This window comes from Candidatus Nitrotoga arctica, from assembly GCF_918378365.1.
Lineage (GTDB): Bacteria > Pseudomonadota > Gammaproteobacteria > Burkholderiales > Gallionellaceae > Nitrotoga > Nitrotoga arctica.
The window spans coordinates 1967659-1991565 of the sequence record NZ_OU912926.1 but is presented as its reverse complement, the minus strand read 5'-3'; the positions used below and the strand labels follow the sequence as shown (position 1 = coordinate 1991565).

General features: G+C 48.4%; 18 protein-coding genes, 1 tRNA gene and 2 pseudogenes. 13 read left to right on the top strand and 8 right to left on the bottom strand.

Translation table 11 applies throughout. The features are described 5' to 3' along the window. Positions 1 to 75: 75 nt before the first annotated feature. The 4 genes and pseudogenes from MKZ32_RS09050 (at position 76) to MKZ32_RS09035 (ending at position 2912) form a co-directional block, all read left to right on the top strand. Complete coding sequence (locus tag MKZ32_RS09050) at positions 76 to 270, top strand: VOC family protein (RefSeq protein ID WP_239796971.1); 195 nt, start codon at positions 76 to 78, stop codon at positions 268 to 270. 214 nt (positions 271 to 484) lie between these two features. Beyond that, positions 485 to 1661: pseudogene (locus MKZ32_RS09045) on the top strand (IS3 family transposase). 142 nt (positions 1662 to 1803) lie between these two features. Next, positions 1804 to 1971, top strand: coding sequence for a hypothetical protein (locus MKZ32_RS09040; RefSeq protein ID WP_239796973.1), 168 nt, complete (start codon positions 1804 to 1806; stop codon positions 1969 to 1971). Between the two features lie 140 nt (positions 1972 to 2111). Then, positions 2112 to 2912: pseudogene (locus MKZ32_RS09035) on the top strand (IS5 family transposase). A gap of 196 nt (positions 2913 to 3108) precedes the next feature. Here MKZ32_RS09035 and MKZ32_RS09030 read toward each other — a convergent pair. Together MKZ32_RS09030 and MKZ32_RS09025 are read right to left on the bottom strand one after the other, a co-directional pair. After that, on the bottom strand, positions 3109 to 3579 hold the full coding sequence (locus MKZ32_RS09030; protein ID WP_239796972.1) for an EF-hand domain-containing protein: 471 nt from the start codon (positions 3577 to 3579) through the stop codon (positions 3109 to 3111). Between the two features lie 1128 nt (positions 3580 to 4707). Continuing rightward, the gene (locus tag MKZ32_RS09025; protein WP_239796971.1) at positions 4708 to 4902 is read right to left on the bottom strand and encodes a VOC family protein; all 195 of its coding nucleotides are present in this window, start codon (positions 4900 to 4902) and stop codon (positions 4708 to 4710) included. Between the two features lie 104 nt (positions 4903 to 5006). Between MKZ32_RS09025 and MKZ32_RS09020 the strand changes: the two genes are divergently transcribed. Together MKZ32_RS09020 and MKZ32_RS09015 are read left to right on the top strand one after the other, a co-directional pair. Next, on the top strand, positions 5007 to 6047 hold the full coding sequence (locus MKZ32_RS09020; protein WP_239796970.1) for an IS630 family transposase: 1041 nt from the start codon (positions 5007 to 5009) through the stop codon (positions 6045 to 6047). 757 nt (positions 6048 to 6804) lie between these two features. Further along, entirely contained in the window at positions 6805 to 7098 is a 294-nt protein-coding gene (locus MKZ32_RS09015; RefSeq protein WP_239796969.1) for a hypothetical protein, read from the top strand. Positions 7099 to 7548: 450 nt separating this feature from the next. Here MKZ32_RS09015 and MKZ32_RS09010 read toward each other — a convergent pair. Further along, positions 7549 to 7624, bottom strand: a tRNA-Asn gene (locus MKZ32_RS09010). Positions 7625 to 7748: 124 nt separating this feature from the next. On the opposite strand from MKZ32_RS09010, the gene MKZ32_RS09005 reads away from it, so the two are divergent. Next, positions 7749 to 10847 carry a hypothetical protein gene (locus MKZ32_RS09005; RefSeq protein WP_239796968.1) on the top strand — a complete coding sequence of 1033 codons (3099 nt, stop codon included), beginning with the start codon at positions 7749 to 7751 and terminating at the stop codon, positions 10845 to 10847. Between the two features lie 36 nt (positions 10848 to 10883). Here the strand turns inward: MKZ32_RS09005 and MKZ32_RS09000 are convergent, their stop codons facing one another. Then, positions 10884 to 12077 carry a pyridoxal phosphate-dependent aminotransferase gene (locus MKZ32_RS09000; RefSeq protein WP_239796967.1) on the bottom strand — a complete coding sequence of 398 codons (1194 nt, stop codon included), beginning with the start codon at positions 12075 to 12077 and terminating at the stop codon, positions 10884 to 10886. Positions 12078 to 12154: 77 nt separating this feature from the next. On the opposite strand from MKZ32_RS09000, the gene uvrB reads away from it, so the two are divergent. Together uvrB and MKZ32_RS08990 are read left to right on the top strand one after the other, a co-directional pair. Next, positions 12155 to 14176, top strand: a complete 2022-nt coding sequence (uvrB, locus tag MKZ32_RS08995) for an excinuclease ABC subunit UvrB (protein WP_239796966.1) — start codon at positions 12155 to 12157, stop codon at positions 14174 to 14176. Positions 14177 to 14236: 60 nt separating this feature from the next. Beyond that, positions 14237 to 14716 carry a low molecular weight protein-tyrosine-phosphatase gene (locus MKZ32_RS08990; protein ID WP_275584282.1) on the top strand — a complete coding sequence of 160 codons (480 nt, stop codon included), beginning with the start codon at positions 14237 to 14239 and terminating at the stop codon, positions 14714 to 14716. Positions 14717 to 14844: 128 nt separating this feature from the next. Here MKZ32_RS08990 and MKZ32_RS08985 read toward each other — a convergent pair whose 3' ends face one another. Beyond that, positions 14845 to 17277 carry an Rne/Rng family ribonuclease gene (locus MKZ32_RS08985; protein WP_239796964.1) on the bottom strand — a complete coding sequence of 811 codons (2433 nt, stop codon included), beginning with the start codon at positions 17275 to 17277 and terminating at the stop codon, positions 14845 to 14847. Between the two features lie 372 nt (positions 17278 to 17649). Between MKZ32_RS08985 and MKZ32_RS08980 the strand changes: the two genes are divergently transcribed. Beyond that, on the top strand, positions 17650 to 18591 hold the full coding sequence (locus tag MKZ32_RS08980; protein WP_239796963.1) for an RluA family pseudouridine synthase: 942 nt from the start codon (positions 17650 to 17652) through the stop codon (positions 18589 to 18591). Positions 18592 to 18758: 167 nt separating this feature from the next. Here the strand turns inward: MKZ32_RS08980 and MKZ32_RS08975 are convergent, their stop codons facing one another. From MKZ32_RS08975 to MKZ32_RS08965, 3 genes are read right to left on the bottom strand one after another with little or no spacing between them, the layout of a single operon-like run. Further along, positions 18759 to 19064 (bottom strand): REP-associated tyrosine transposase, encoded by a 306-nt coding sequence (locus MKZ32_RS08975; RefSeq protein WP_239796962.1) that lies wholly within the window; start codon positions 19062 to 19064, stop codon positions 18759 to 18761. 41 nt (positions 19065 to 19105) lie between these two features. Further along, entirely contained in the window at positions 19106 to 19288 is a 183-nt protein-coding gene (locus tag MKZ32_RS08970; protein WP_239796961.1) for a hypothetical protein, read from the bottom strand. A gap of 45 nt (positions 19289 to 19333) precedes the next feature. Next, on the bottom strand, positions 19334 to 20263 hold the full coding sequence (locus tag MKZ32_RS08965; RefSeq protein WP_239796960.1) for a PEP-CTERM sorting domain-containing protein: 930 nt from the start codon (positions 20261 to 20263) through the stop codon (positions 19334 to 19336). A gap of 509 nt (positions 20264 to 20772) precedes the next feature. On the opposite strand from MKZ32_RS08965, the gene MKZ32_RS08960 reads away from it, so the two are divergent. The 3 genes from MKZ32_RS08960 (at position 20773) to MKZ32_RS08950 (ending at position 23897) form a co-directional block, all read left to right on the top strand. Then, a protein-coding gene (locus tag MKZ32_RS08960) for an IS5 family transposase (protein ID WP_420887726.1) occupies positions 20773 to 21755 on the top strand; the annotation gives its coding sequence in 2 pieces (ribosomal slippage) (positions 20773 to 21091 and positions 21091 to 21755; 984 coding nt in all). Positions 21756 to 22259: 504 nt separating this feature from the next. Further along, positions 22260 to 22916, top strand: coding sequence for an HAD-IA family hydrolase (locus MKZ32_RS08955; protein ID WP_239796959.1), 657 nt, complete (start codon positions 22260 to 22262; stop codon positions 22914 to 22916). A 33-nt stretch (positions 22917 to 22949) separates the two neighbouring features. Further along, positions 22950 to 23897 carry a S49 family peptidase gene (locus MKZ32_RS08950; RefSeq protein WP_239796958.1) on the top strand — a complete coding sequence of 316 codons (948 nt, stop codon included), beginning with the start codon at positions 22950 to 22952 and terminating at the stop codon, positions 23895 to 23897. The last annotated feature ends 10 nt before the right edge of the window (positions 23898 to 23907 follow it).

The window sequence follows — 23907 nt, the reverse complement described above, 5'->3', positions numbered from 1 at the left end:
TGCAATCGTCCTCTGGTTATTACTCTTAAGTGTAGATTTTTCAGATGATCGTTGGCGCTTGATATCTCCTGACTTATGGAAGGAGTAGCTTCAGGTGGAAATAGCACAATCATCTATTTCAGTTGCACTGACTGTGCTGTCGAAGCGGCTTCCGTTACTAAATACGGCGGACAGGTGCAGCGTGAAAAGATGTCTATAGGTGAATACGGTTTTATCGCATTGGTTGTAGATACTGAGGGAAATATATTTGGTTTACATTCATTGCAATAAGTAGCTCTCTTTTAAGATCAACCTATTATGCAAGGAAACATGCTAAACCGCCCCCGCTAATTCAAACGTTGGATGTCAGAATAATGATAGCCCCCACAGTCTAGACTCATGATAATGCTCATCCATGGCTAGGATCCAGAATAGGAGAACTGTAGTGGTCTAATTTGCACGGACACCTCGATAGGTGGAAAATCCACCATCAGAGGAGTACTAAATGACAAAGCAACGAAAAAAATTCGACACCAGTTTCAAACTGGAAGTTGTGCGCATGATCAAGGAACAGGGACTGAGTGTTCAGCATGTCAGCCAAAGCATGGGAATCGGTCTGACTGCGATCCGTCGTTGGGTGACGCAATATAAAGCCGAGCAAAATGGACAGCGTGGCATCGGCAATCCACTTACTGCTGAACAACAGCGTGTCCGCCAACTGGAGCAAGAAAACCGTCGACTTCGTATGGATGTTGATATTTTAAAAAAAGCGTCAGCCTTCTTTGCCCGGGAACTGAAATGAGCTACCAGCTTATTTGCCTGTTGCAACAGAAGGCGATCCCTGTTCAGCAGAGTTGCCGCGTCTTGGAAGTGAGTCGTTCCGGTTTTTATGAGGCTAGAAGCCGTCTCGCCAAACCAATGATTTGCAAAACAAGCACTCATCTGCGAGCTGCTTTCATGGCCAGTCATCAAAGCTATGGCAGCCGTCGTCTGGTCACCGCATTGGAAGCGCAAGGTATTCAAGTTGGTCGCTATCGGGTGCGCTGCCTGATGCGTCAGGCAGGCTTGAAGCCAGTATGGAAGCGTAAATTCATCCACACAACTGACAGCAAACACAATCTGCCAATTGCTGCCAATATTCTGGATCGGCAATTCAATCCGGTCGCACCCAATATTGCTTGGGTGGGCGATATCACCTATATCCGCACCGGGTCAGGCTGGCTCTATTTGGCGATAGTGTTGGATTTATTCTCGCGCAAGGTGGTTGGATGGGCGATGGCGCCGAGCATGCCTGCTGAATTGGTCTGCACCGCACTGCACATGGCAATACAGCAGCGTCAACCAGAGCCGGGGTTGATCGTCCACTCCGACCGTGGCAGTCAATATGTCTGCGGCCAGTATCAGGCTTTGCTAGTGAAGCATGGCTTCGTCTGCAGCATGAGCGTAAGGGCAACTGTTGGGACAATGCAGTGGCAGAACGCTTCTTCCTGAACCTCAAAATGGAGCGCGTTTGGCAGCGCGAATATGCCAATCAAACGGAAGCTAAAACAGATATCACCGCATACATCGTGGGATTCTATAACTGTAATCGCATACACTCAGTATTGGGCAATCTGTCGCCCTCCGTCTTTGAGCGGAACAGGGCAGCAAAAAAACCTATCGTTGTGTCCAAAATTACTTGACCACTACACTATTCTGTAATTGTTCTCCACTTTTTTCTATACGAATACATATTATTTTATAAAGTTATTTGTAATAAAAAAGTGTCCGTATGCGTACCTAGTGGAGGGCTATACTCTTCCCATTTAAATAATGGATTCAATCATGGAAGCCACCTCAGCAAGCCCCCCTAAAAATGTTGAATCAACGTTGCATGAAGCTATTGATAAGGTTACCCATAAAGAAGTGAATATGATTGCTGGTATATCCGATATCTCTCACAAAGCTGTTGAGTCACTTGCTTATCGTGCTGCAAATAGAAGAAAATTATAACCGTCTCATGGATAAGAGCAGGGCTTGCATTCAAAGCAGCCCTCTCAAATGTGTAGGTATTGTTATAGCTGTAACCTTTATTCTAGCGAAACTACTTAGAACGTGTTTACGATCTGAGGAATATCCCTGAAACTATAGGGATGAGAGAGAAGAAATACGCCAGCGACATCAGTCGGGAAAAATTTGCGGAGATAGAGCCACTGCTGGCCAGCGTGCGTCGACGTACCAAGCCCACGACGGTGGGACCTTGTACGAGGTGTTCTGTGCGGTGTTGTATGTGCTGCGCACGGGCTGCCAATGGAGATTTCTGCCCAGTGAGTTTCCGAAATGGCAGACGGTGTATGCCTACTTTGCCAAGTGGAGCAAGCCCGACGAGCACGATATCAGCGTGCTGGAGCGGGCTTTAAAAAAATCAGGTTGGCGCGGCCCGCGAGAAACAGGTGCGCAGCGCCATGCCCACACTATTGATTGTGGACGCGCAGAGCGTGAAGAACACGGTCACAGCCGGGAGCAAGGGCTATGACGCGGGCAAGAAAGTCTCAGGCATCAAGCGCCACATTGCAGTGGACACACAGGGGTTGCCCCATGCCGTTGCCGTCACCACTGCCGAAGTAACGGATCGCAAAGGTGCATTACAGGCGATGCGCCATTGCAAGGCGAATCTGAGCAAGATTCACAGCGTGTTGGCCGACAGCGGTTATATGGGCCAGCCCTTCGCGCAAGGCGTGCAGGAGATACTGGGCCAGGCTGTCACGGTGCAGATTGCCAAGCGCAGTGAACTGCACAAGTTCGCGGTGATCCCCAAGCGCTGGGTGGTGGAGCGCAGCTTTGCCTGGCTGGAGAAGAATAGGAGGCTGTGGAAGAACTGCGAGCGAAAGCTCAACACCAGCCTGCAGTTCATCCATCTCGCATTTCTGGGGCTGCTGCTCAGGAGATCGTAAACACGTTCTTAGCAGACCGCGTGGTGATTGATAGAACTGTAACTGGCAATACTAAGGTCAGTACAAAAGTAGTTTCGAGGTAATTAATATAAAGATGCCAGCGCAATCTTATATTTTTCCGGCAACCATCAATTAATTCGCCTCAAAGAAAAAGGCCATTTTTAAGATGGCCTATTTATTTTTGATTAAAACCAGGCTAACTGCCTGATGGAGTACTTGATTTACCGGCAGATCCAGTGGGATCTAAAGCACGATCGGGGTTAGTAACTTTCAATTTATCTTGCTTCAAGACTTTCCCGGGTACTGCGATATCTTTGGCTGAATTTCCTGCCTCTCCAGAATTGCCCCCTGAGGTTTGGCCCCCTGAGGTTTGTTGGCCCGCATTTCTTTCAGACACAATCTTCATTTCCCATGCATTAATATCGCCATTACCATCAACATCCCACACATCAAAATCCGTTACATCTTTCATTTTTGTATAATTTTTAAATTCTTCCTTAGTAACCTTTCCATCAGAATCCTTATCCATGGCCTTGAGTGTCTTCTGATCCATCTTGAATGTCTTATTGTTCATGTTTGCGTGGGATGAATCAGAATCCGCCTGCGCGTGTGATGTTCCCAATATAAAACAGGATGACATAGCGAGTGAAATAATAGTTTTTTTCATTTGTAACTCCATTTAAAGTTTTACGGAAGATTCCTTAATTTTGACGTAGGGGCATATCGCATTGAAGAGTTGTATCCGAAATGGTTATTGGCTAACTCTGAGCTAAGATTAGCAAGCATATTGAACGTCGTCTGTGCGCTAGGGCACACTTTGTGAAAACCTAGAGATTGTGCTCAAACGTACAGACTCCCCAGCTGCATTCTATTATTCTGAAAACGCTCTCCCTTTTTGTTCATGAATGCAAATAGTTGACAGTTCTATTTGTAAAGTCAATCTCCTGAGTGGCATTAAGTGGGGAGCATTTAAAAATTGATTATGAATACTTATCATGCCTACCAATTTAAACGCACAAAAAAATGAAATCACTGTAGAGACAGTTGCTAAAAAGATATAAAGACGCCCTTAATAAAAAGCCCATGATTAAAAATGCGGTGATAAATGCTTTCAATGGATTACATTTTAATCACACTCAATGGCACACCTACCTAGCTGATCCGCCCGAATGACTAAAAGCATGTCGAGTTGAAAAGGGATACAAAAAGATACCCGCTATAAGGAACCCTGTACTTATTGCTTTAGCTCTTCGAGCGAAGGCTGTCTCTGTAAATAAACTAGATGATGTTTTTTGAATCTGAATTTGGCTGAAGAATGGAAGGCTGCATCAACTTAATTTCGAAGGTCTTAACATTCCTTCGGTATTCATGATTTTCAAACTGGCTTTATGTGTTTTAATATTTTTGTACCCCGGCACACACGTTTGAGCTCACGCCGTGGCCTGTCAGAGTTTTTAGTATCTGCAGTGAATTGTTAAAACAGCAGCGAGTAACGCTCAATCTGACAGAAAGTAATCCACAGTGGACACCACTCTTATCTTCTTGATGTGGGGAGTACTGCTGTCTCTATTCGAAATCGTGAACTGCCCTTGGTTTGCACTCTTTATCTTACCGAGCTCCAATTTTTTCTCTTTTCTGTGAAAATAGAAAACCGATATTACCCAGCATGTGCTCGCTTCAATTCCTCAAAGTCTAAATTGGGGTGCTGTCATTCTTCTGATATCCAACGTTTGAATTAGCGGGGGCGGTTTAGCATGTTTCCTTGCATAATAGGTTGATCTTAAAAGAGAGCTACTTATTGCAATGAATGTAAACCAAATATATTTCCCTCAGTATCTACAACCAATGCGATAAAACCGTATTCACCTATAGACATCTTTTCACGCTGCACCTGTCCGCCGTATTTAGTAACGGAAGCCGCTTCGACAGCACAGTCAGTGCAACTGAAATAGATGATTGTGCTATTTCCACCTGAAGCTACTCCTTCCATAAGTCAGGAGATATCAAGCGCCAACGATCATCTGAAAAATCTACACTTATAGACCCGGCACGATTTATAAATGAATTTTTATTGGTTTTCGATGTCTATGGAGTATGGAAAAAGAAGATGCCCGCAAGCAGTCGCGAGAAGTACTGCATGAACGACGCAAGCAAGTCATACGTATGCACCGCAAAGGCATGGCGGTGATGGAGATCGTGGTGCAAACGGGACTGAGCTGGACGGCAGTCAATACGGCGCTGCGGTTGTATAAGGCTGAAGGTTCGGGGGCACTCAAGCCCGGCGTTCGGGGTAAAAAACCTGGCAGTGGACGCCGCTTGACGGTTAGCCAAGAGCTGGCGATTCAACAAACCATCTGCGACAGACGCCCCGAACAACTCAAGATGGATTTTGCGCTATGGAGCAGGCCCGCTGTGCGCCAGCACATTGAGCTGGCGCACGGTATCAAGCTGTCTATTCGGGCAGTAGGCAACTACTTGGCACGTTGGGGTTTTACACCACAAAAACCCATTAAAAAAGCATACGAGCAGCGGCCTGAAGCCGTCCAGGCTTGGCTTGATGAACAATATCCGGCCATTGAAGCCAGAGCAAAAACAGAAGGTGCGGAAATTCACTGGGGCGACGAGACGGCGCTAGTCAACACGGATGTCAGAGGCAGGAGCTATGCGCCGGTGGGCAAGACACCTGTGACGTTCGCAGTAGGCGGCACGCGCCACAAGCTATCGATGATTGCGACGGTAACCAATCAGGGTAAAACGCGCTGGATGATTATTGATGAGGCATTTAACTCCGACAAGCTCATTGAATTTCTGGAGGCGCTCATCAAGGATACAGACCGCAAGGTGTTTCTGATACTGGACAACTTGAGAGTTCATCACAGCAAACCTGTAAAGGCTTGGGCTGCCGAGAACGCACAGAAAATCGAGTTGTTCTACTTGCCCAGCTACAGCCCTGAACTCAACCCCGAAGAAAGACTGAATGCGGATCTCAAACACGTCATCACTTCAAAGGTGCCAGTGCGCACCAAGGCAAAACTCAGAGCTGCTGCGACTGATCACATGACCATGCTTGAGCAAAACCCTGAACGCGTGCGCCGTTATTTCCGCGACCCAAAAGTCGCCTACGCGGCTTCATGAATAATTCGTGCCGGATCAATAAGAGTAATAACCAGAGGACGATTGCAGGGTAACTAATACCCTCAACATTTTCTGTGCAGCATCATACAAATCTTCTCTTTTCAGCATAGCAGGGAAGTTTGGATCAATTGCTGCTTGATCAGGCTTTGCTATGTATTGAACGACTTGTAATTAGTGGTTCATGAACTTTGAACTGCCCCCTCAACTAAAAATCAAATTTGCCGATAAAGTAATCCAGGTAATCCAGGTAATCCAGGTAATCCAGGTAATCATTGATGCAGTATATAAGCATGTTGCTCAAAATGAATATCCAAGACGATACTCAAAATGATATCCAATAAGATATCCAATTCATAATCGGATGGCGACTGGAGAATTCTAGCTGCTGCATCTCACAGGTATAGGTTAATAATTTAGCTAATAAAAAAGCCCTGCATCACTGCAAGGCTCTGTATCTGGCTCCCCGACCTGAATCGAACCAGGGACCTGCGGATTAACAGATGAGTCAACAAAAACAATAATTTATTTATAATTGTTACTTATAGTAATTGCCAATAGCTTAGTAAATGAGTTAGGTCTGATCTAAAACCTATACAGTTCGTTCGTCAACTATCAGAAATATGAAGATTTGATGGGCTTGACGGGGAACTTTTACAATTGGAATAGACACTCAGAAAGCAGATAGTGGTACTTTGTTATAGTCGTGAAACAAAAACAATTATGTTGTGAAATTAATAACCATTAATCTATCTAAATAATGAAATCATACCCATTCCTCATCACCGCTTTATTGAGTGGCTGTGCTACATCTACCTTCCCTCCTCAACTGCCTACTCTAAATCCACCATTAAGCGTTGAAGAAAAAAAGATAATAACAACCTGCGAAAACGAGGTTGCAAATATTATGACTGGACAACTAGCAAAAAACCCGTTTTATAGCGCTTATGAAAGAACTTCAGTAATGGATAAATGCTTGGAATCACAAGGTATTCCAGATGAAAGAATTGGTGATATTTTTAGCGTCTTAGAGGGTAATTCTGTTTCGCAATGAAACAATGTGTTGGAAGGGCAGTTGCTGTAGGCCTTGGGCGTTGATGCAATTTTGAAAAGTGTCAACCGAGCTGTAGACAAATAGCTGTCTTGCTCTCCTATTTAATAAATTCCGGTTATATCATCTATCATTTCAAAGTTATTGCTGTTGGTTATTAAGGCGTCAAGTTATTTAGGAAACATTCAAAACATACGGTCTAAGTTCTTTGCTATACCTGCTTTGACTTGGTGGGCTTAGCTAATTCACATCTTCAATTAAAAATTAATGATGCCGATAAAGTAATCAAGCTAATTGATTGATGTGATCTTCAAGGCGAAAGTCAAAATGAATATCCAACAAGATATCAAAAATGTAATTGAAAGATGGCTGGAAAATTCTAAGCTGCTGCACGCACACAGGTTAATGATTTAGCTAATAAAAAAGCCCTGCATCGCAGCAAGGCTCTATATTTGGCTCCCCGACCTGGACTCGAACCAGGGACCTGCGGATTAACAGTCCGTCGCTCTACCAACTGAGCTATCAGGGAATTGACAAGGCCGCTATACTACTGGCTGCGAGCTTTTCAGTCAATAGACAGATGTTTTTATGTGGTTAGTTGTTGTGGAAGTTAAGTAACGAAAATTTAGATAACTCAGGTGCAACGGGTCGGCATGGATATAAAAATTATATTTATAAAAACCAGTAAAGGTGAGGACGAAAGTAAAAGGATAACTAATCATTTATCCAGCGATATTAAGCGTGCCTTAGGTTTGATTGATAATAAGTCCACGGTGAAAGAGTTGATGAAACGGGCTGCGCCCAGTTTACGTGAAGCGCTTGGCGATATGCTCCAGGAGTTGACGGATGGCGGCTTCATTCAAGATAAAGATAAGATAAGTAGCGTTGTTAAGATGGCTATCCCCCGGATGCCTACTCCAAAAAATATCATACCTTCCCCCAAGTTTGGAGATTTGGGAGAGAGGCAGTTTCCTATCAGTGTTATGCGTGTATCGGTTGCGGATGCATTGGCGGCGGAAGAGGACGAGGCAGAGCAGGAGGCGGCAAGAATCAGAGTTGAACAAGAGGCTGAACACGCACAAGAGAAAGCTGAAGCTGTACGTCTCAAGGCAGAGCAAGAAGCGGAAAAAACCAGAGTGGAACAGGAAGCTGAATTAGCTAAGGTAAAAACGGAAGCTGAAACGACTCGCTTTAAGGTAGAGCAAGAAACGGAAAAAATTAGAGCGGAATTGGAAGGTGCGCTGGCCAAAGCAAAAAAGGAAGCGGAAGCTTTAGTCAAAGCTCGAGTCGAAGTGGAAGCTGCGCAGGCCAAGGCAAAAGCGAATGCAGAAGCCAAGGCGTATGCTGAAGCTGAAATATTCCGCTTCAAGGTAGAGCAAGAAGCAGTAAAAGCCAAGGTGGAACAGGAAGCTGCATTGGTTAGGGCAAAAGCGGAAGCTGAAACCACTCGCTTTAAGGTAGAACAAGAAACGGAAAAAATTAGAGCGGAATTGGAAGGTGCGTTGGTCAAGGCAAAAGAGGAAGCGGAAGTATTAGTTAAGGTTCGATCTGAAGCGGAAGCTGTGCGCTTCAAGGCAGAGCAAGAAGCGGAAAAAACCAGAGTGGAACAGGAAGCTGCATTGGCTAAGGCAAAAGTGGAAGCTGCAAGGGTTCGCCTTAAGGCAGAACAAGACGCTGCACAAATCAAAGCGGAACAGGGAGCTACTCAGGCAAAAGTGGAAGCAGAAGCTAAGGCGCGTGCAGTAGTTGAAGCTATGTACCTTAAGGCAGAGAAAGATGCCGTAAAAGTTAGAGCGGAACAGGAAGCTGAGCAGGCTAAAGCAAAAGTGGAAATGGAAGCTGCAGTCAATGCTCGTGCCGACGCTGAAACGGCTCGATTGAAGGCAGAGCAGGAAACGTTACAAGTCAGATCTGAGCTGGAAGCCGAACAAGCTAAATCACAAGTGGAAGCGAAAGCCAAGGCTCGTGTTGAAACTGAAACAGCACGCCTTAAGGGAGAGCAGGAAGCGGCAAGAATCAGAGCTGAGCAAGAGGCAGCCCAGGCAAAAGAGAAAGCTGAAGTTGTGCGACTCAAGGCAGAGCAGGAAATGTCAAAAGTCAGATCTGAGCTGGAAGCCGAGCAAGCCAAATCACAAGTGGAAGCGAAAGCCAAGGCCCGTGCTGAAGCCGAAACTGCCCGCCTTAAGGGAGAGCAGGAAGCGACAAGAATCATAATGAAACAGGAGGCTGCACAGGCCAAAGCAAAAGTGGAAATGGACGCTAAGGTGCGTGCCGAAGCTGAAGTAACACGCATTAAAGAAGAGCAGGAAGCCATAAGAGTCAAGGCGGAACATTTAGCTACGTTGAACAAAGAAAAAGCGGAAGCGAAGGCCCGTGACGAAGCTAGGGTGCGCATCAACAAGGCTGAGCAGGACGCGGCAAAAATTAGAGCTGAACAAGAAGCAGTGCAGAGTGTGGCCAAAGCAAAAATGGAAGCATCCGTTAAGGCACAGGCCGTTCAAATGCCGGAAATGAAGGCTGTTCAGCGTGTCGCCATAACACATAGCATGCCTTTGCCGTGGGGCAAGATAGCGGCTTGCTTGATTGTGCTGCTATTTCTACTGGCCGCTTTGCTACCTTATATTTGGCCGATGCAGGGCTATATCACGCAAATTGAACAGAAATTGTCCGCTCAATTGCAGCAACCTGTACATATCGGTTATTTACGCGCGACATTGCTTCCCCAGCCGAAACTGGAGTTGGAGGATGTATCCATAGGTGGTAGCCAAGAGTTAAAAGCGAGCAGTGTTGTACTGAACTTCGATTTTTTTGCACTATTAAACGAGATTAAAGCGATTCGCAGTCTGGAAATTAGTGATCTTATACTTAGTGTTGAGACTTTTGATAAAACGTTGATGTGGCTACAGACCGCAGGTGGGGATATCCATTATCCAGTAGCGCGCATGGTGTTGCAGCGTGCGCGTCTCAGCGACGATGAACTTAATTTGCCGCCTGTAAATGGTGTGGTAAATTTTGACGAGCAGGGACACTTCGCCAAGGCAGTATTGAAGAGCGTGGATGGCAAGCTTAGCATGGAGCTACAGCTGCAGCAGGCTCGGTGGCAAATCGCATTAGCTATCAAGAAAGGTTACGTGCCGTTGTTACCGGACATTTTGTTCAACGAGCTGACCGTAAAAGGTGAATTGGGCGTAGGCGAAATCAAGTTCCATGAAATAGACGGGCGTTTGTATGGCGGCATGCTGACAGGCAGTGCGCATCTGACTTGGTTGAAGGGCTGGCAAATGCAGGGGCTTGTGAATATAAAGGCTATGAAACTGCATGATGCGTTGCCAAAATTCGGCATTGCTGGTGAAATGGACGGTGACGCTAATTTTATTCTGCGTGGGGAGAAACTTCCCTTACTAGCTAAAGCCCCGCATCTGGATGGAAAATTCTTGGTAAAGAAGGGGCTTATCAATACCATTGATATGGTAGAAACTTCACGCATGCCTACCCGTAAGGGTGCGTCCACCGGTCGCACACATTTTGACGAATTGAGTGGCGTGCTACAGGTAGATAACAACAAACAGCATCTGCGTCAGATCAAAATTTCAGCCGGTGTAATGAGCGCAAATGGCTATGTTGATGTTGCAGCGAACAAGCAATTATCAGGACGGATGAATGTCGAACTGAAAATACGCGCTGACTTGGGCAGCGTGCCGCTGGTATTATCAGGTACTCTTACAGAGCCAGTGTGGAGCACGAGGCGCTAATTGACAGCGTTTACGAGGAATGAAACAAAAATGGAATTATGAAAATGCCTTGGCGATGCGGCTAATCGCTTTTTTCAAATTTTCCATTGAGGTGGCGAAAGACAGGCGAATGTAGCCTTCACTGCCGAAAGCCGAGCCAGGCACTATGGCCACACCAGCCTGCTCCAGCAGGTATTCAGATAACGCTACGTCGGTAGCTTCTTTGATGATGCTCTTCTGGTGCAAAGCCGCAATAACCGGACGCACGTCGGGGAAAGCATAAAACGCCCCGCCACTCGTTATACATTTAACACCGGGAATTTTGTTCAGCGCATCAACTACGAATAGATGTCGCTCGCGGAATGCTTTTAGCATCGGCGTAATGCAGCCCTGATCCCCGTTCAAGGCTGCCTCTGCAGCTACTTGTGAAATCGAGGTTGGATTGGAGGTACTTTGTGATTGCACATTTTCCATGGCCGTGATGATGTGCTCTGGCCCTGCGGCATAACCGATCCGCCAGCCTGTCATTGCATAGGATTTGGACACGCCATTCAGGACCATAGTGCGTGAATAAAGATCGGGGCAGGCATTCAGAATGTTGACGAATTTTTCGTCACGCAAGGCAATGTGCTCATACATATCATCTGTAGCTATCAGTACCTCAGGATGTTTGCGCAACACTTCACCCAATGCTTGTAATTCTTCCAGGCTGTAAACTGCACCGGATGGGTTACTTGGGCTATTGATTACCACTATTTTTGTTTTGTTTGTGATAGCCGCAGATAATTGTGCAGCGCTCATTTTGAAATCTTGTTCGATGCCTGTCTGTACGATTATCGGCTTGCCCTCTGCGATGAGCACGATATCTGGATAGGATACCCAATAAGGTGCCGGGATAATTACCTCATCGCGGGGATTGATTAAGGCAAGCGCCAAGTTGAAAAAACTTTGCTTGCCGCCGCAAGAAACCAGGATCTGTGTCGTTGTGTAATCCAGTCCATTGTCACGTTTGAACTTGGCGACGATAGCCTGCTTCAAAGAGGGGGTACCTCCCACTGCGGTGTATTTGGTGAAACCCTTGTTGATCGCGGCTATAGCCGCATCCTTAATATGCTGTGGAGTATCGAAATCTGGTTCGCCTGCTCCCAACCCGATAATGTCTTTTCCTTCCGCCTTTAATTTGGAAGCTCGCGCAGTAACGGCGAGAGTGGGGGAGGGTTTGATTGTTTGTACGCGCTTCGATAGTTCCAAGATTGTATCCTTATGGGCTTAGAGTAAACTAACCCGTATTTTAAAATTTTTAATTCAAATTTGGCTGAAATTATACCGTGATTAAGACTTTTCCCAATAGCCCATATTTTTTGCATCAGCCTTTTGAACCAGCGGGCGATCAGCCCACTGCGATTGCGCAATTGGTCGAGGGGATAAATGAGGGACTGGCGTTTCAAACTCTGCTTGGTGTGACGGGCTCCGGTAAAACATTCACTATGGCGAACGTCATCGCCCAATTGGGGCGACCAGCAATCATCATGGCACCAAATAAGACGTTGGCGGCACAGTTGTATTCTGAAATGCGCGACTTTTTTCCTGAGAACGCAGTGGAATATTTTGTCTCCTATTACGATTACTACCAGCCTGAGGCTTATGTTCCGTCGCGTGATATGTTTATCGAGAAAGATTCCAGCATAAATGAACAGATCGAGCAGATGCGCCTGTCGGCCACCAAATCCCTGTTGGAGCGACAGGACGTGGTTATTGTGGCCACCGTCTCGGCCATCTATGGGATCGGCGATCCGGTAGATTATCATGGCATGGTTCTACACCTGCACGAGCATGAAAAATTAGTACGGCAGGACGCTATCAAGCGTCTCACAGAGATGCAGTATGAGCGTAACGATGTGGATTTTTCGCATGGACATTTTAGAGTGCGCGGCGATGTAATCGACATTTTTCCGGCAGAAAATAGCGAACATGCATTACGACTGACGATGTTTGACGATGAAGTAGAAAGCTTGTCGCTATTTGATCCACTTACCGGCCATATCTTGAGCCGCGTGCCGCGTTTTACCGTGTACCCATCCAGCCACTACGTCACGCCGCGTAGCACCACATTACAGGCCATAGAAACCATTAAGGTTGAGCTGGCTGAGCGCATAGACTTCTTTCAGCGCGAACATAAATTGGTGGAAGCGCAGCGTATTGAGCAGCGTACGCGTCACGATCTGGAAATGCTGAACGAAATCGGTTTCTGCAAAGGCATTGAAAATTATTCGCGCCATCTGTCTGGACGCAAGGCGGGAGAACCACCGCCTACGCTGATTGATTATCTTCCGCCCAATGCGCTGATGTTTATAGATGAAAGCCACGTTACCATTCCACAGATCGGCGGCATGTACAAAGGTGATCGAGCGCGCAAGGAAAATCTGGTCAACTACGGTTTCAGAATGCCATCTGCGCTGGATAACCGCCCGCTACGTTTTGACGAGTTTGAACAAGTAATGCGTCAATCTATATTTGTTTCTGCTACACCGGCTGTTTTTGAGGCAGAGCATACGGGGCAAGTGGTGGAACAATTAGTGCGTCCGACTGGATTGGTTGATCCTCAAATTGAAGTGCGGCCGGCCACACACCAGGTTGATGATTTGATGTCTGAGGTTAATCTGCGCACAGCCAAGGGCGAGCGAGTGCTGGTCACCACGCTGACCAAGCGCATGTCAGAAGATCTCACCGAATATTTTTCCGAGCACGGTATTAAAGTGCGTTACCTGCATTCAGATATTGAGACCGTGGAGCGGGTGGAAATCATTCGTGATCTGCGTTTGGGCATGTTTGACGTGCTGGTCGGTATTAATCTGCTGCGCGAGGGGTTGGACATCCCCGAGGTGTCACTGGTAGCGATACTTGATGCTGACAAGGAAGGTTTTTTGCGTTCGGAGCGTGCGCTCATTCAGACCATAGGCCGCGCTGCGCGCCATATTAACGGTAGCGCAATACTCTACGCTGATAAAATTACCAATTCGATGCGTCGTGCAATCGACGAGACCGAGCGCAGGCGGAACAAGCAGCTGTTGCACAATGAACTGCACGGTATTATTCCCCAGGGTGTGCAGAAGCGCATTAAGGACATTATTGAGGGCAGCTATGAGCCAGATGCTGCGCGCAAGCAATTGAAAATAGAGCAAGATCAGGAAAAATACTTGGCGATGAGTGAACGTGATCTTGCCAAGGAAATTAAACGGCTGGAAAAAGAAATGCTGCAGGCAGCGAAAAACCTCGAATTCGAGCGTGCCAGTGAATTTCGCGACCAATTGAAGAAGCTGCGGGAGAGTGTATTTATGTCTCCACTTTGAGTTAGAGAATTTGAATTACTGATACATTACAATACGTTTTTATTGTAATGAGTAGAATAATTGAAAAAAGTTAGCGTTTTATTTTGCTGCATGGGAAATATCTGTCGATCACCCACCGCTGAAGCAGTGTTCCGCGCACGCGTTGAGGAAGCGGGGTTGGCACAGCATATCCTGATTGATTCGGTAGGTACGCATGATTATCATATTGGCAATCCGCCGGACACGAGGACGCAGCGTGCTGCGTTACAGCGTGGATATGACATGAGCATGCTGCGTGGGCGACAAGTTGAGGTTGCCGATTTTACTCGTTTTGATTATGTGCTGGCGATGGATTGTGCCAATCTTGGCATTCTGCAACGTTTATGCCCGGTGAGGGAGAGAGGGCGTTTGGGATTGTTTCTGGAATATGCGAGCCGACATGACGAGCGTGAAGTTCCCGATCCATATTATGGTGAAGCAGACGGTTTCGAGCGTGTACTTGATATGGTGGAGGATGCGTCAGACGGTTTGTTACGGCATATTCAGAAGACACTTATATAAAGTGGAGGATTGGTTACGTATGTTTTTGGTGCGAATGATGCAGGAAAAATAATAAAGCCGCGCAATATAATTGCGCGGCTTTATTATTTTGCATGCTACACGATCGTGTAGCAATGTTCCCAGTTCAACTATAGGTTCAAAGTTTGTTGAGTCTCTATTTGCACCAACGGTTCGTTGTTTTCCATACTGTAAATTTCACGTGGACGTGAACGGCGACGTGACGCTGGCGGCGCCGTTTCAATCTGGGTGGCCGCCGCCGCTGAAGAACGTTTGACTGCGTCAGTTTCGATCTGCACCAACCCGTTGCCATTGGTTGTAGAGCCAGCCTGAGTTGATATATTTGCTTGCTCAACAGGAAGTTGGCGCGGTTCTATATTTTGAATATTTTGTGGCTCCGCAGGTTCGCTGTGGTGCGTGGTTTCAACGGCGTTCATTACAGCATTAGGTGTGGTTTGGGTCAGGATAGATTCTTCACCGGGTAGTTGCCCGGCTGCCTGCTGATCACGCCGTTCGCGCTCGCGCTGACCACCGCGCCGACCGCGCTTACGTCCAGTGCTCTGACTATGCTCTTCCGCTGGTTCAGTTACAGTTGCAACTTTTGCTATGCTTTCCAATACCGCTGTTTCGACTGGTACGCGCGGTGGTCGGGGCGGACGTGCAGCGCGCGGTTCTTGTGTTTTGGGTGCTGTTTGCACAGTTTTTTCTACGCGTGGATGAGTTTCTTCACGATCACGACGCGGATTATTGCGCTGACGGTTGCCCTCTGGTCGACTACTATCCGGACGGTTACCACTTGGGCTACGGCTTTCTCGTTCACGTCGAGGCGGGTTATTGGTGCGCGGTTTGGGGACTAGCTTTTCGGGCATTTTTTCCGCACCCAGTGACTTGAGCCAGCCTATTAGCTTAGTGAAAATAGAAGGTTGCGAGGCACCCCGGACTGCTCGCATTGGAGCGGGCTGTGGAGGCGTGACACCTTGAACTACCGCTTGGGGGCGCTGCGGTTTGGTTTCTTGCGCGGCTTTGGCAGTGACATGGTTTGCTTCCGGTATCGCCACCAATTTGTAGCTGGCTTGCAAGTTTTCGGCGGTCATGTCGTCTTGGCGCAAGCGGGTCACAGTATAGTGCGGGGTTTCCATATTTGCATTAGGAATCAGCGTAATGACCACCGTTAGCCGTGATTCGATTTGGTGTATTTCAGCGCGCTTCTCATTAAGCAAGAAGGTGGCGACATCTAATGGCACTTGTACGTGGATAGCGGCACTGTGTTCTTTCATCGCTTCTTCCCGAATGATACGCAGGATGTGCAAGGCGGAAGATTCGATGCCGCGGATATGGCCGATGCCGTTACAACGGGGGCAGGGGGTGTGACTGGTTTCTTCCAGGCTGGGTTGCAGGCGTTGGCGCGACAGTTCCAGCAGACCGAAGCGCGAGATCTTCCCCGTCTGCACACGCGCACGGTCATAATGCAATGCATCGCGCAGGCGATTTTCTACTTCACGCTGGTTGCGGGTGCTTTCCATGTCGATAAAATCGATCACGATCAGACCACCCAAATCGCGCAGACGCATCTGCCGTGCAATTTCTTCGGCAGCTTCCAGATTGGTGTTGAGCGCGGTCGATTCTATATCTGCGCCGCGCGTGGCGCGTGCTGAGTTGATATCGATTGCGGTGAGTGCTTCGGTATGATCGATAACAATGGCGCCCCCGGAGGGAAGATTTACTTGGCGTGCATGTGCCGATTCAATCTGATGCTCAACCTGGAAACGCGAGAACAAAGGTACGTCATCTTGATATCGTTTGATTACATGGACATTGTTGGGCATGACCGTGCTCATGAAAGCCCGAGCCTGCTGATAGATATCATCCGTGTCGACTAGAATTTCACCGATTTCAGGGTGGAAATAGTCGCGTATGGCGCGCACCACCAGGCTACTTTCGAGGTAGATTAGTGATGGTGCTTTTTCGGTTTTTGCCGCACTTTCGATGGCATCCCACAATTGTTTGAGGTAGTTGAGATCCCATTGCAGCTCTTCTAGATTGCGGCCAATTCCAGCAGTGCGTGCGATGATACTTGCACCTTGCGGCACTTCCAATTGCGACAGGATGTCGCGCAGTTCATTTCGCTCTTCGCCTTCGACACGGCGAGATACGCCGCCACCGCTGGGATTATTTGGCATCAGCACAATATAGCGGCCAGCCAGACTAATATAAGTAGTTAGTGCGGCTCCCTTATTGCCGCGCTCGTCTTTTTCCACCTGGATGAGCAGTTCCTGGCCTTCGCGCAATGCTTCCTTGATGCTGGGACGGCCGCTACCTTCTTGATTCAGATAATTAATGGGGGAAACTTCTTTGAATGGCAGGAAACCGTGGCGGTTGCCACCATATTCGACGAAGGCTGCTTCCAGGCTGGGTTCGATACGGGTAATTATGGCCTTGTATATATTGCTTTTGCGTTGCTCTTTGCCAGCGGATTCAATGTCGAGGTCGATCAATTTTTGACCGTCGACAATGGCGACACGGAGTTCTTCCGCTTGTGTCGCATTGAATAACATGCGTTTCATTATATTTTCTCCCGCGCTCTGACACGGGCAGAACAAGTCTACACACGGCTAACCGCGCGCGAGAAAGTGAATAAGAGCCGTGCAAACAATGCTGATATAGCGATGTCGACGGTTGTTCAAAATATTGTTCTCGTTATTAGCTTGTTAATAATCAACAGGTGCCGCCAATTTTGTTATAGAGGCGACACGGAAAAAAATCCACAGGTGCTTTGAGCGCGCAAATCAATTACTATCACTGCTTCTTCCGGTGAGTGACATTAACCGGATTGCGTTGGAACGGGGCGGCGGCATTGTTGCCTGCTCCACACTCACGGGGAATTCGCATCCCGTTTTTCCGTTAGCCAATACGCGTTATCGGGAAGTATAAGCATAATGAATGATTTACGCAAAGAATCTGTAACCTGGACCAAGATTGACGAGGGTAGCTGCGATCAGCGCATTGATAATTTTCTATGCAAATACCTTAAGGGTGTCCCTAAGAGCCACATCTATCGTATTCTGCGGAGCGGTGAAGTACGCGTAAATAAGAAGCGAGTGGATCAAACTTATCGCCTGCAACTGAGCGATCATGTGCGTATCCCGCCGGTGCGGGTAGCTGAAGCGCAAGATCGTGATTATGTCCCAGCACTTGAATTTCCTATTTTGTATGAAGACGATGCGATGTTGGTGATCGATAAGCCATCTGGAGTAGCGGTACATGGCGGAAGTGGGGTTAGCTTCGGCATTATTGAGCAATTGCGTAGTGCCCGCCCGCAAGCCAAGTTCCTGGAACTGGTTCATCGCCTGGACCGTGAAACTTCGGGCGTGCTGCTACTGGCGAAGAAGCGCTCGGCCCTGGTCAACCTGCACGAGCAGATGCGTGATGGAAAAAACGACAAGCGATACCTGTGCTTAGTATTAGGTAAGTGGCAGAATGTTAAACAGCACGTTAAATTACCACTATATAAATTTAATACTCAGAATGGTGAGAAACGTGTAATGGTGCGCGAAGACGGGCAAGCTTCACACACCATCTTTACCCTGCAAAAAAGTTGGGCTGAATTCAGCTTGCTTGAAGCTCAGCTTAAAACTGGACGCACCCACCAAATTCGTGTGCATCTTTCTCATCTAGGCTTTTCTATCGCGGGCGATGATAAATACGGCGATTTCGCGAGAAACAAAGAATTGATTAAGCAGGGCTTAAAGCGCATGTTTCTGCATGCGCATAGTATTACCTTCACCCATCCGCTGACGGCTGAGCCTATGCAACTGCGTGCGCCGTTGCCGAAGGAATTGCAAGGGTTCGTGTATGAATTGGATCGAAAAACTTTGTGACGAGTTGATGCTTGCTTGTGCTGAGAAGATGTGCTGCAAAGTGCAACCTAAGATTGGGGAAGGGCCATGACAACTGTGAAATATGCGCAAAATAGGTGGAGCAGCTCAGTAGGTGGGCTGAATAAAATGAAGCCCAACATCTCACCATTCACCATCTACTCCATCACCTATTTGTCCAGCCCAATCCGATGCTGCCAATCCCCGCTCAATGTAGCCATGAAATGTTGAATGTGGCCAATCAACAGGGTGAGTGACCCAGTCATGTTTACGGGATTGTAATGAATGTAATCGACGTGCCGCGCAATATCGATCTCATCCCGAATTTGATGTTCCCAATACCGCCGCTGCCAGATGCCGCGCTCACGCTTGGTTTGGCGGCTGGCACGAATATGCTCGCCTTTTGCCAGCCGCCGCGAGAACCCGGCTTTGATGAGCGACCAGCGCAGTGGATAGTCGGCATCACACGGTGGCAAGCGTCATATCGCATGCAGGTATTCTGGTAATACCACCATCGTCAGAATAGCGGATGCGCGTCTTTCACCGTTTTCATGGCCGCACGCAGGTCATCGATATGCCCCACCAATAAGATTGGAGCGCCGTTCAGCCAGATTAACAGTGAAGAAGTATGTGCCTCCCGCTGCATCGGCACGTCGGTAACGCATCTGGTTATCCACCCCTGTGATGTGTTGGGCTTCATTTCATTCAGCCCAACCTATCGAGCTTCAGGTGATCGGAGTCGCTCTCAGGCAGCGACTTTGCGCCGTCGCATCGCCAGTCCGGCCAGTCCGAGAGTCAGTAACGCCAAGCTGCCGGGCTCGGGCACCGCGGCGGGCCCGAAGTTAATTACATCCCCACCGTTCAGCAGGTTGGTCTGTAGGTAATCGACGTACGCGATGGAGTCCCTCTGGCTGCTGCCGAGCCCGAACTGGACGCTCGTAACCAGCGCGTCAGCGCCGAACAGCAGTGAACCGTAGGTCGCGTCGGCGGCCCAGGCGTCGAGCGTTTTGGCCACCGTGTCAGGGGCGGTTGTAAAGAATCCATTGCCGGCCTGACGGAACAAATTCCAGTTACCGGAATCGTGGTCCGTGCTGACGGTCGTCCACGCGTTATCGGAGGTGGCCGGAAGAAACACAAGAACCAGGTCCCACACCGACTCGCCAGAGCGCGTTGCGGTGAAACCGTTTTGAGACTCCCCGACACCTGTACCCCAAGCGGTCGACTGGATGCCGAGCTTGAGGGCCAATGTACGCGTGGTCGGATTGGGTTGTCCGTACCAGTCGTAGGTGGCGATGAATGTCGACGTCGGTCCAACCAGGTTGGATGCGGCGTCAAAACCCGTCGTCGTGTTGATTACGCTGAAATTTGACTTACCCGAGTTCGATGACGTGCCGTCCATGCTGACCGCCCCACCATACGTGGAACCGGCCGGACCGGCGACGAACTGGATTTGCGTCGCTATGGCGGTGTCGTCTGCGGCGGTCGGCGCCTGACCCGGTCTCCCGGCATGGGTGTTATTGGTGCCGACGAGGTTGGTCCCGGTCGCACTGCGGGTGTCGTCCGATTTCCAACCACCCGCGCCGAAACCGTCGACCTGAATGACGCTGGCCGATGCGAAAGTAGGCACAAACAATGCCGAGGCTAGAACCACGGTGTAAAGTAATCGCTTCTTCATAGTTGCTCTCTCCTTTGTTGACCCATGACTGACATAGCCGAATTTTATTAAAAGATAATGTTGATGTATCAAGCAGAATGCATGCCATGTTATAATTATTGTTAATAATCATCTTATTATTGATTATGGCGAATTTTTACCACTCCCGGCATGTAAAGTTTTTCGACAGGCATAAGAGGCTTTTAAGGATGGGCGGATTCAAGTTTGCTTGGTGTAGCGCATCTCCACCTCAAATAATACTTCATGCGGTGATCTGAAACCCAGCACTTTGTGTCGCAGATGACAGTTATTCGTCGGAAAGATTTCCGAGCGAGAGTGTAAAAAATTCCGACACTCGAACATGAGACTTTTGGCTTATCAAATATTCCGGCACTCCCACTCCCTTCGACCTGGCCGGTATTGTTGAGGGTAATGACTTAGGGAAACACTGATTTATTCCCGCGCACTGGTTGGAATAATTCGTCAATCTGAGAGAATGTCACTGAACTGATTTTCAGGGGGAGAAAGTGATGCAAACGAGTTTTTCTGAACTGGAATACGCTGCTAAGAAGAAGCAGACCCGCCGGGATCGATTTTTGAGTGAAATTGAAGCAGTCACGCCGTGGGTCGAGTTGGAAAAAGCGATTGCGCCGTATTACCCGAGCAGCGGTGGGCGGGGTCGACCGCCCATTGGCTTGGTTCTGATGCTGCGCATATATAGCGCGCAGCAATGCTTTGGGTTATCTGATGAAGGGACAGAAGATGCGCTTTACGACAGTCAGGCCATCGGTCGCTTTGTCGGTGTTGATCTGGGTCGCGAAGCAGCACCGGATGCCACCACCCTCCTCAACTCCGTCATTTGCTGGAAGCGCATCAACTGACCGAATCAATCTTCAATACGATCAACGCCCATCTCGCCGAGAAGGGCCTGTTTCTGCGGGAAGGCACCATCGTCGATGCCACACTGATCGCAGCGGCGCCATCGACCAAAAACAAAAACAAAAAGCGGGACAGCGAGATGCACCAAGCCAAGAAAGGCAACCAGTGGCATTTTGGAATGAAAGCGCACATTGGTGTTGATGCACAGTCAGGACTCGTCCATACCGTCATCGGCACAGCGGCCAATGTTCACGACATCACCCAAGCCCAGGCACTCCTGCACGGTGGCGAAACCGACGTCTTTGGCGATGCAGGTTATCAAGGAGTCGAGAAGCGGGAAGAGAACCTGGCGCTACCCGTGACCTGGCATGTCGCGATACGACCGGGAAAACGCAAGGCATTGCCCAACACGACAGAGGGCGAACTGCTGGAGAGGATTGAACATACCAAAGCCAGCATTCGTGCCAAAGTCGAGCATCCCTTCCATGTGGTGAAGAACTTGTTTCGTCATCGCAAGGCGCGCTACAAAGGATTGGCTAAAAATACCGCCCAGTTGTTCTCGCTGTTCGGCTTTGCTAATTTGATGCTGGCTCGCCGGTGGTTGCTCAACGCACACACTCAAGGTACGTTCTGAAAACGGGAATGAAGAAAATGACTCGAAAATCGTCGCGATTCATGCCAAACACAAGCTAATTCTCGACCAAAACCGCAAAACTCACCCCGGGGTCTCTGGCGGGGTGAATTATTCAGCGCTTCCTTAGCTGTTAATCCTGCCCAAAGTGCTTGGGTCGGTAAACATATGGCCAGTATTGATAGCTTTTTCATTGTATGAAACCTATGGTAAAAATTGACACCTCAAGTTGCCCAACCTATTTTCGGTAGTTAACACGCTAAAATAAACTGCTAAAGTGCATAGTATTGGAGTTGATGCTTATAGGGAGTTTTACCAATTATTTATTCTTAGTGGATCGCTATGTAAACGGGTTGACTGTTTTTTTTAGATTACCGCGTTACTTGAATTTGATTGTTGAGTTGTTTTCATCGCGCGTAATGCCAAGCGGGTAGTATTCAGAGGAAATGCTTGATAGTGATGTCGGCAAAAATGCTAATATCCGCGCCTCATTTTTGGTGGATTTCTATGGCGAAACGTTATGATTTAATTGTGTTTGATTGGGATGGCACAGTGATGGACTCCACAGCAGTAATAGCGAGTTCGATCCAGGCTGCATGTCGGGATTTGGGCTTAACCGAGCCTAGCGATGCCGTTGCGAAGTATGTAATTGGCTTAGGGTTGCATGAGGCGCTGCGCCAAGCCGTGCCGGATTTGCAGGAGAATCAGCGCGATGATTTGGTGGCACGTTACCGCCATCATTTCCTTGCGCAGGATGAGGCTATTCCATTGTTCGAGGGAGCGCAGCAGACAATTGCGGAGCTGCACGCTGCGGGGCACTTGCTGGCAGTGGCGACGGGCAAAAGCCGACAGGGGTTAAAGCGGGCCATGCAGACAAGCGGGATGGAGTCTTACTTCCATGCTACCCGCACTGCAGACCAAACATTTTCCAAGCCGCATCCAGCGATGCTGCTGGAAATTATGGATGAGCTTGGAGTTACGGCGCAGCGTGTGTTGATGGTGGGTGATACTACGCATGATTTGCAGATGGCGCGTAACGCCGGTGTGGATGCGATTGGCATGACGCACGGCGCGCACCCGGTAGATCAGTTGCGTAGTCTGGAACCGCTGGCATTGCTGGACGATTTTGTCGGACTGCGTGCATGGTTTAAAGAATACGCCTGATATACTGGGTGCAGTTTTTATTAAGGGATAATTATGTCAGAACAAAATAGCAACTGGGAACGTGGCGTGCTGGAGAAGCTTGCTATGTCGGCCATTCAGGAGCAGCGCCGGGCGCGCCACTGGAGTATTTTTTTCAAGGTGTTGACGTTTGGCTATTTATGTGTCTTGCTATTTCTGTTTCTGGGCTGGATAGGGAAATCCGAGTCGCCGTTAAGCGGCAAGCATACCGCGCTGGTGGATATGCATGGCGTGATTGCGGCAGAGACCGCAGCCAATGCTGACAGTGTCATGACCAGCCTGCAGGATGCATTCAAGGATAGTCACACGCAAGGGGTGATCTTGCGAATGGATAGCCCCGGTGGTAGTCCGGTGCAATCGGGTTATATTAATGATGAAATTCACCGTTTACGTGCCAAGTACCCAAAGATCCCGTTGTATGTGGTGATTGAGGATATATGCGCTTCCGGTTGTTATTATGTGGCGGCGGCGGCGGACAAAATTTTTGTCAATAAAGCGAGCCTGGTTGGGTCAATTGGTGTGTTAATGGACGGTTTCGGTTTTACTGGAACGATGGATAAGCTGGGTGTGGAGCGCCGCTTGATGACGGCGGGTGAGAACAAGGGTTTTATGGACCCATTTTCGCCAGTTAATGTTGGACAGCAGGAACATGCTAAAAATATGCTTGCCGAAATTCACCAGCAATTTATTGAGGTAGTGAAACATGGACGTGGCAAGCGTCTGAAGGAATCACCAGATATATTCAGTGGCTTGATCTGGACCGGACAAAAGAGCATTGAGCTGGGTTTGGCGGATGGTATGGGTAATATGGAAAGCGTGGCGCGCGATGTAATCAAGGCAGAGGATATTGTCGATTTCACTACCCATGAGGGGATTGCAGAGCGGCTCGCCAAGCGTTTCGGCGCGGGAATGGCGAGCGCTTTCCCGGGTTTATCTACTCAGGCTGGCATCAAACTTCGTTAAACACTACGCC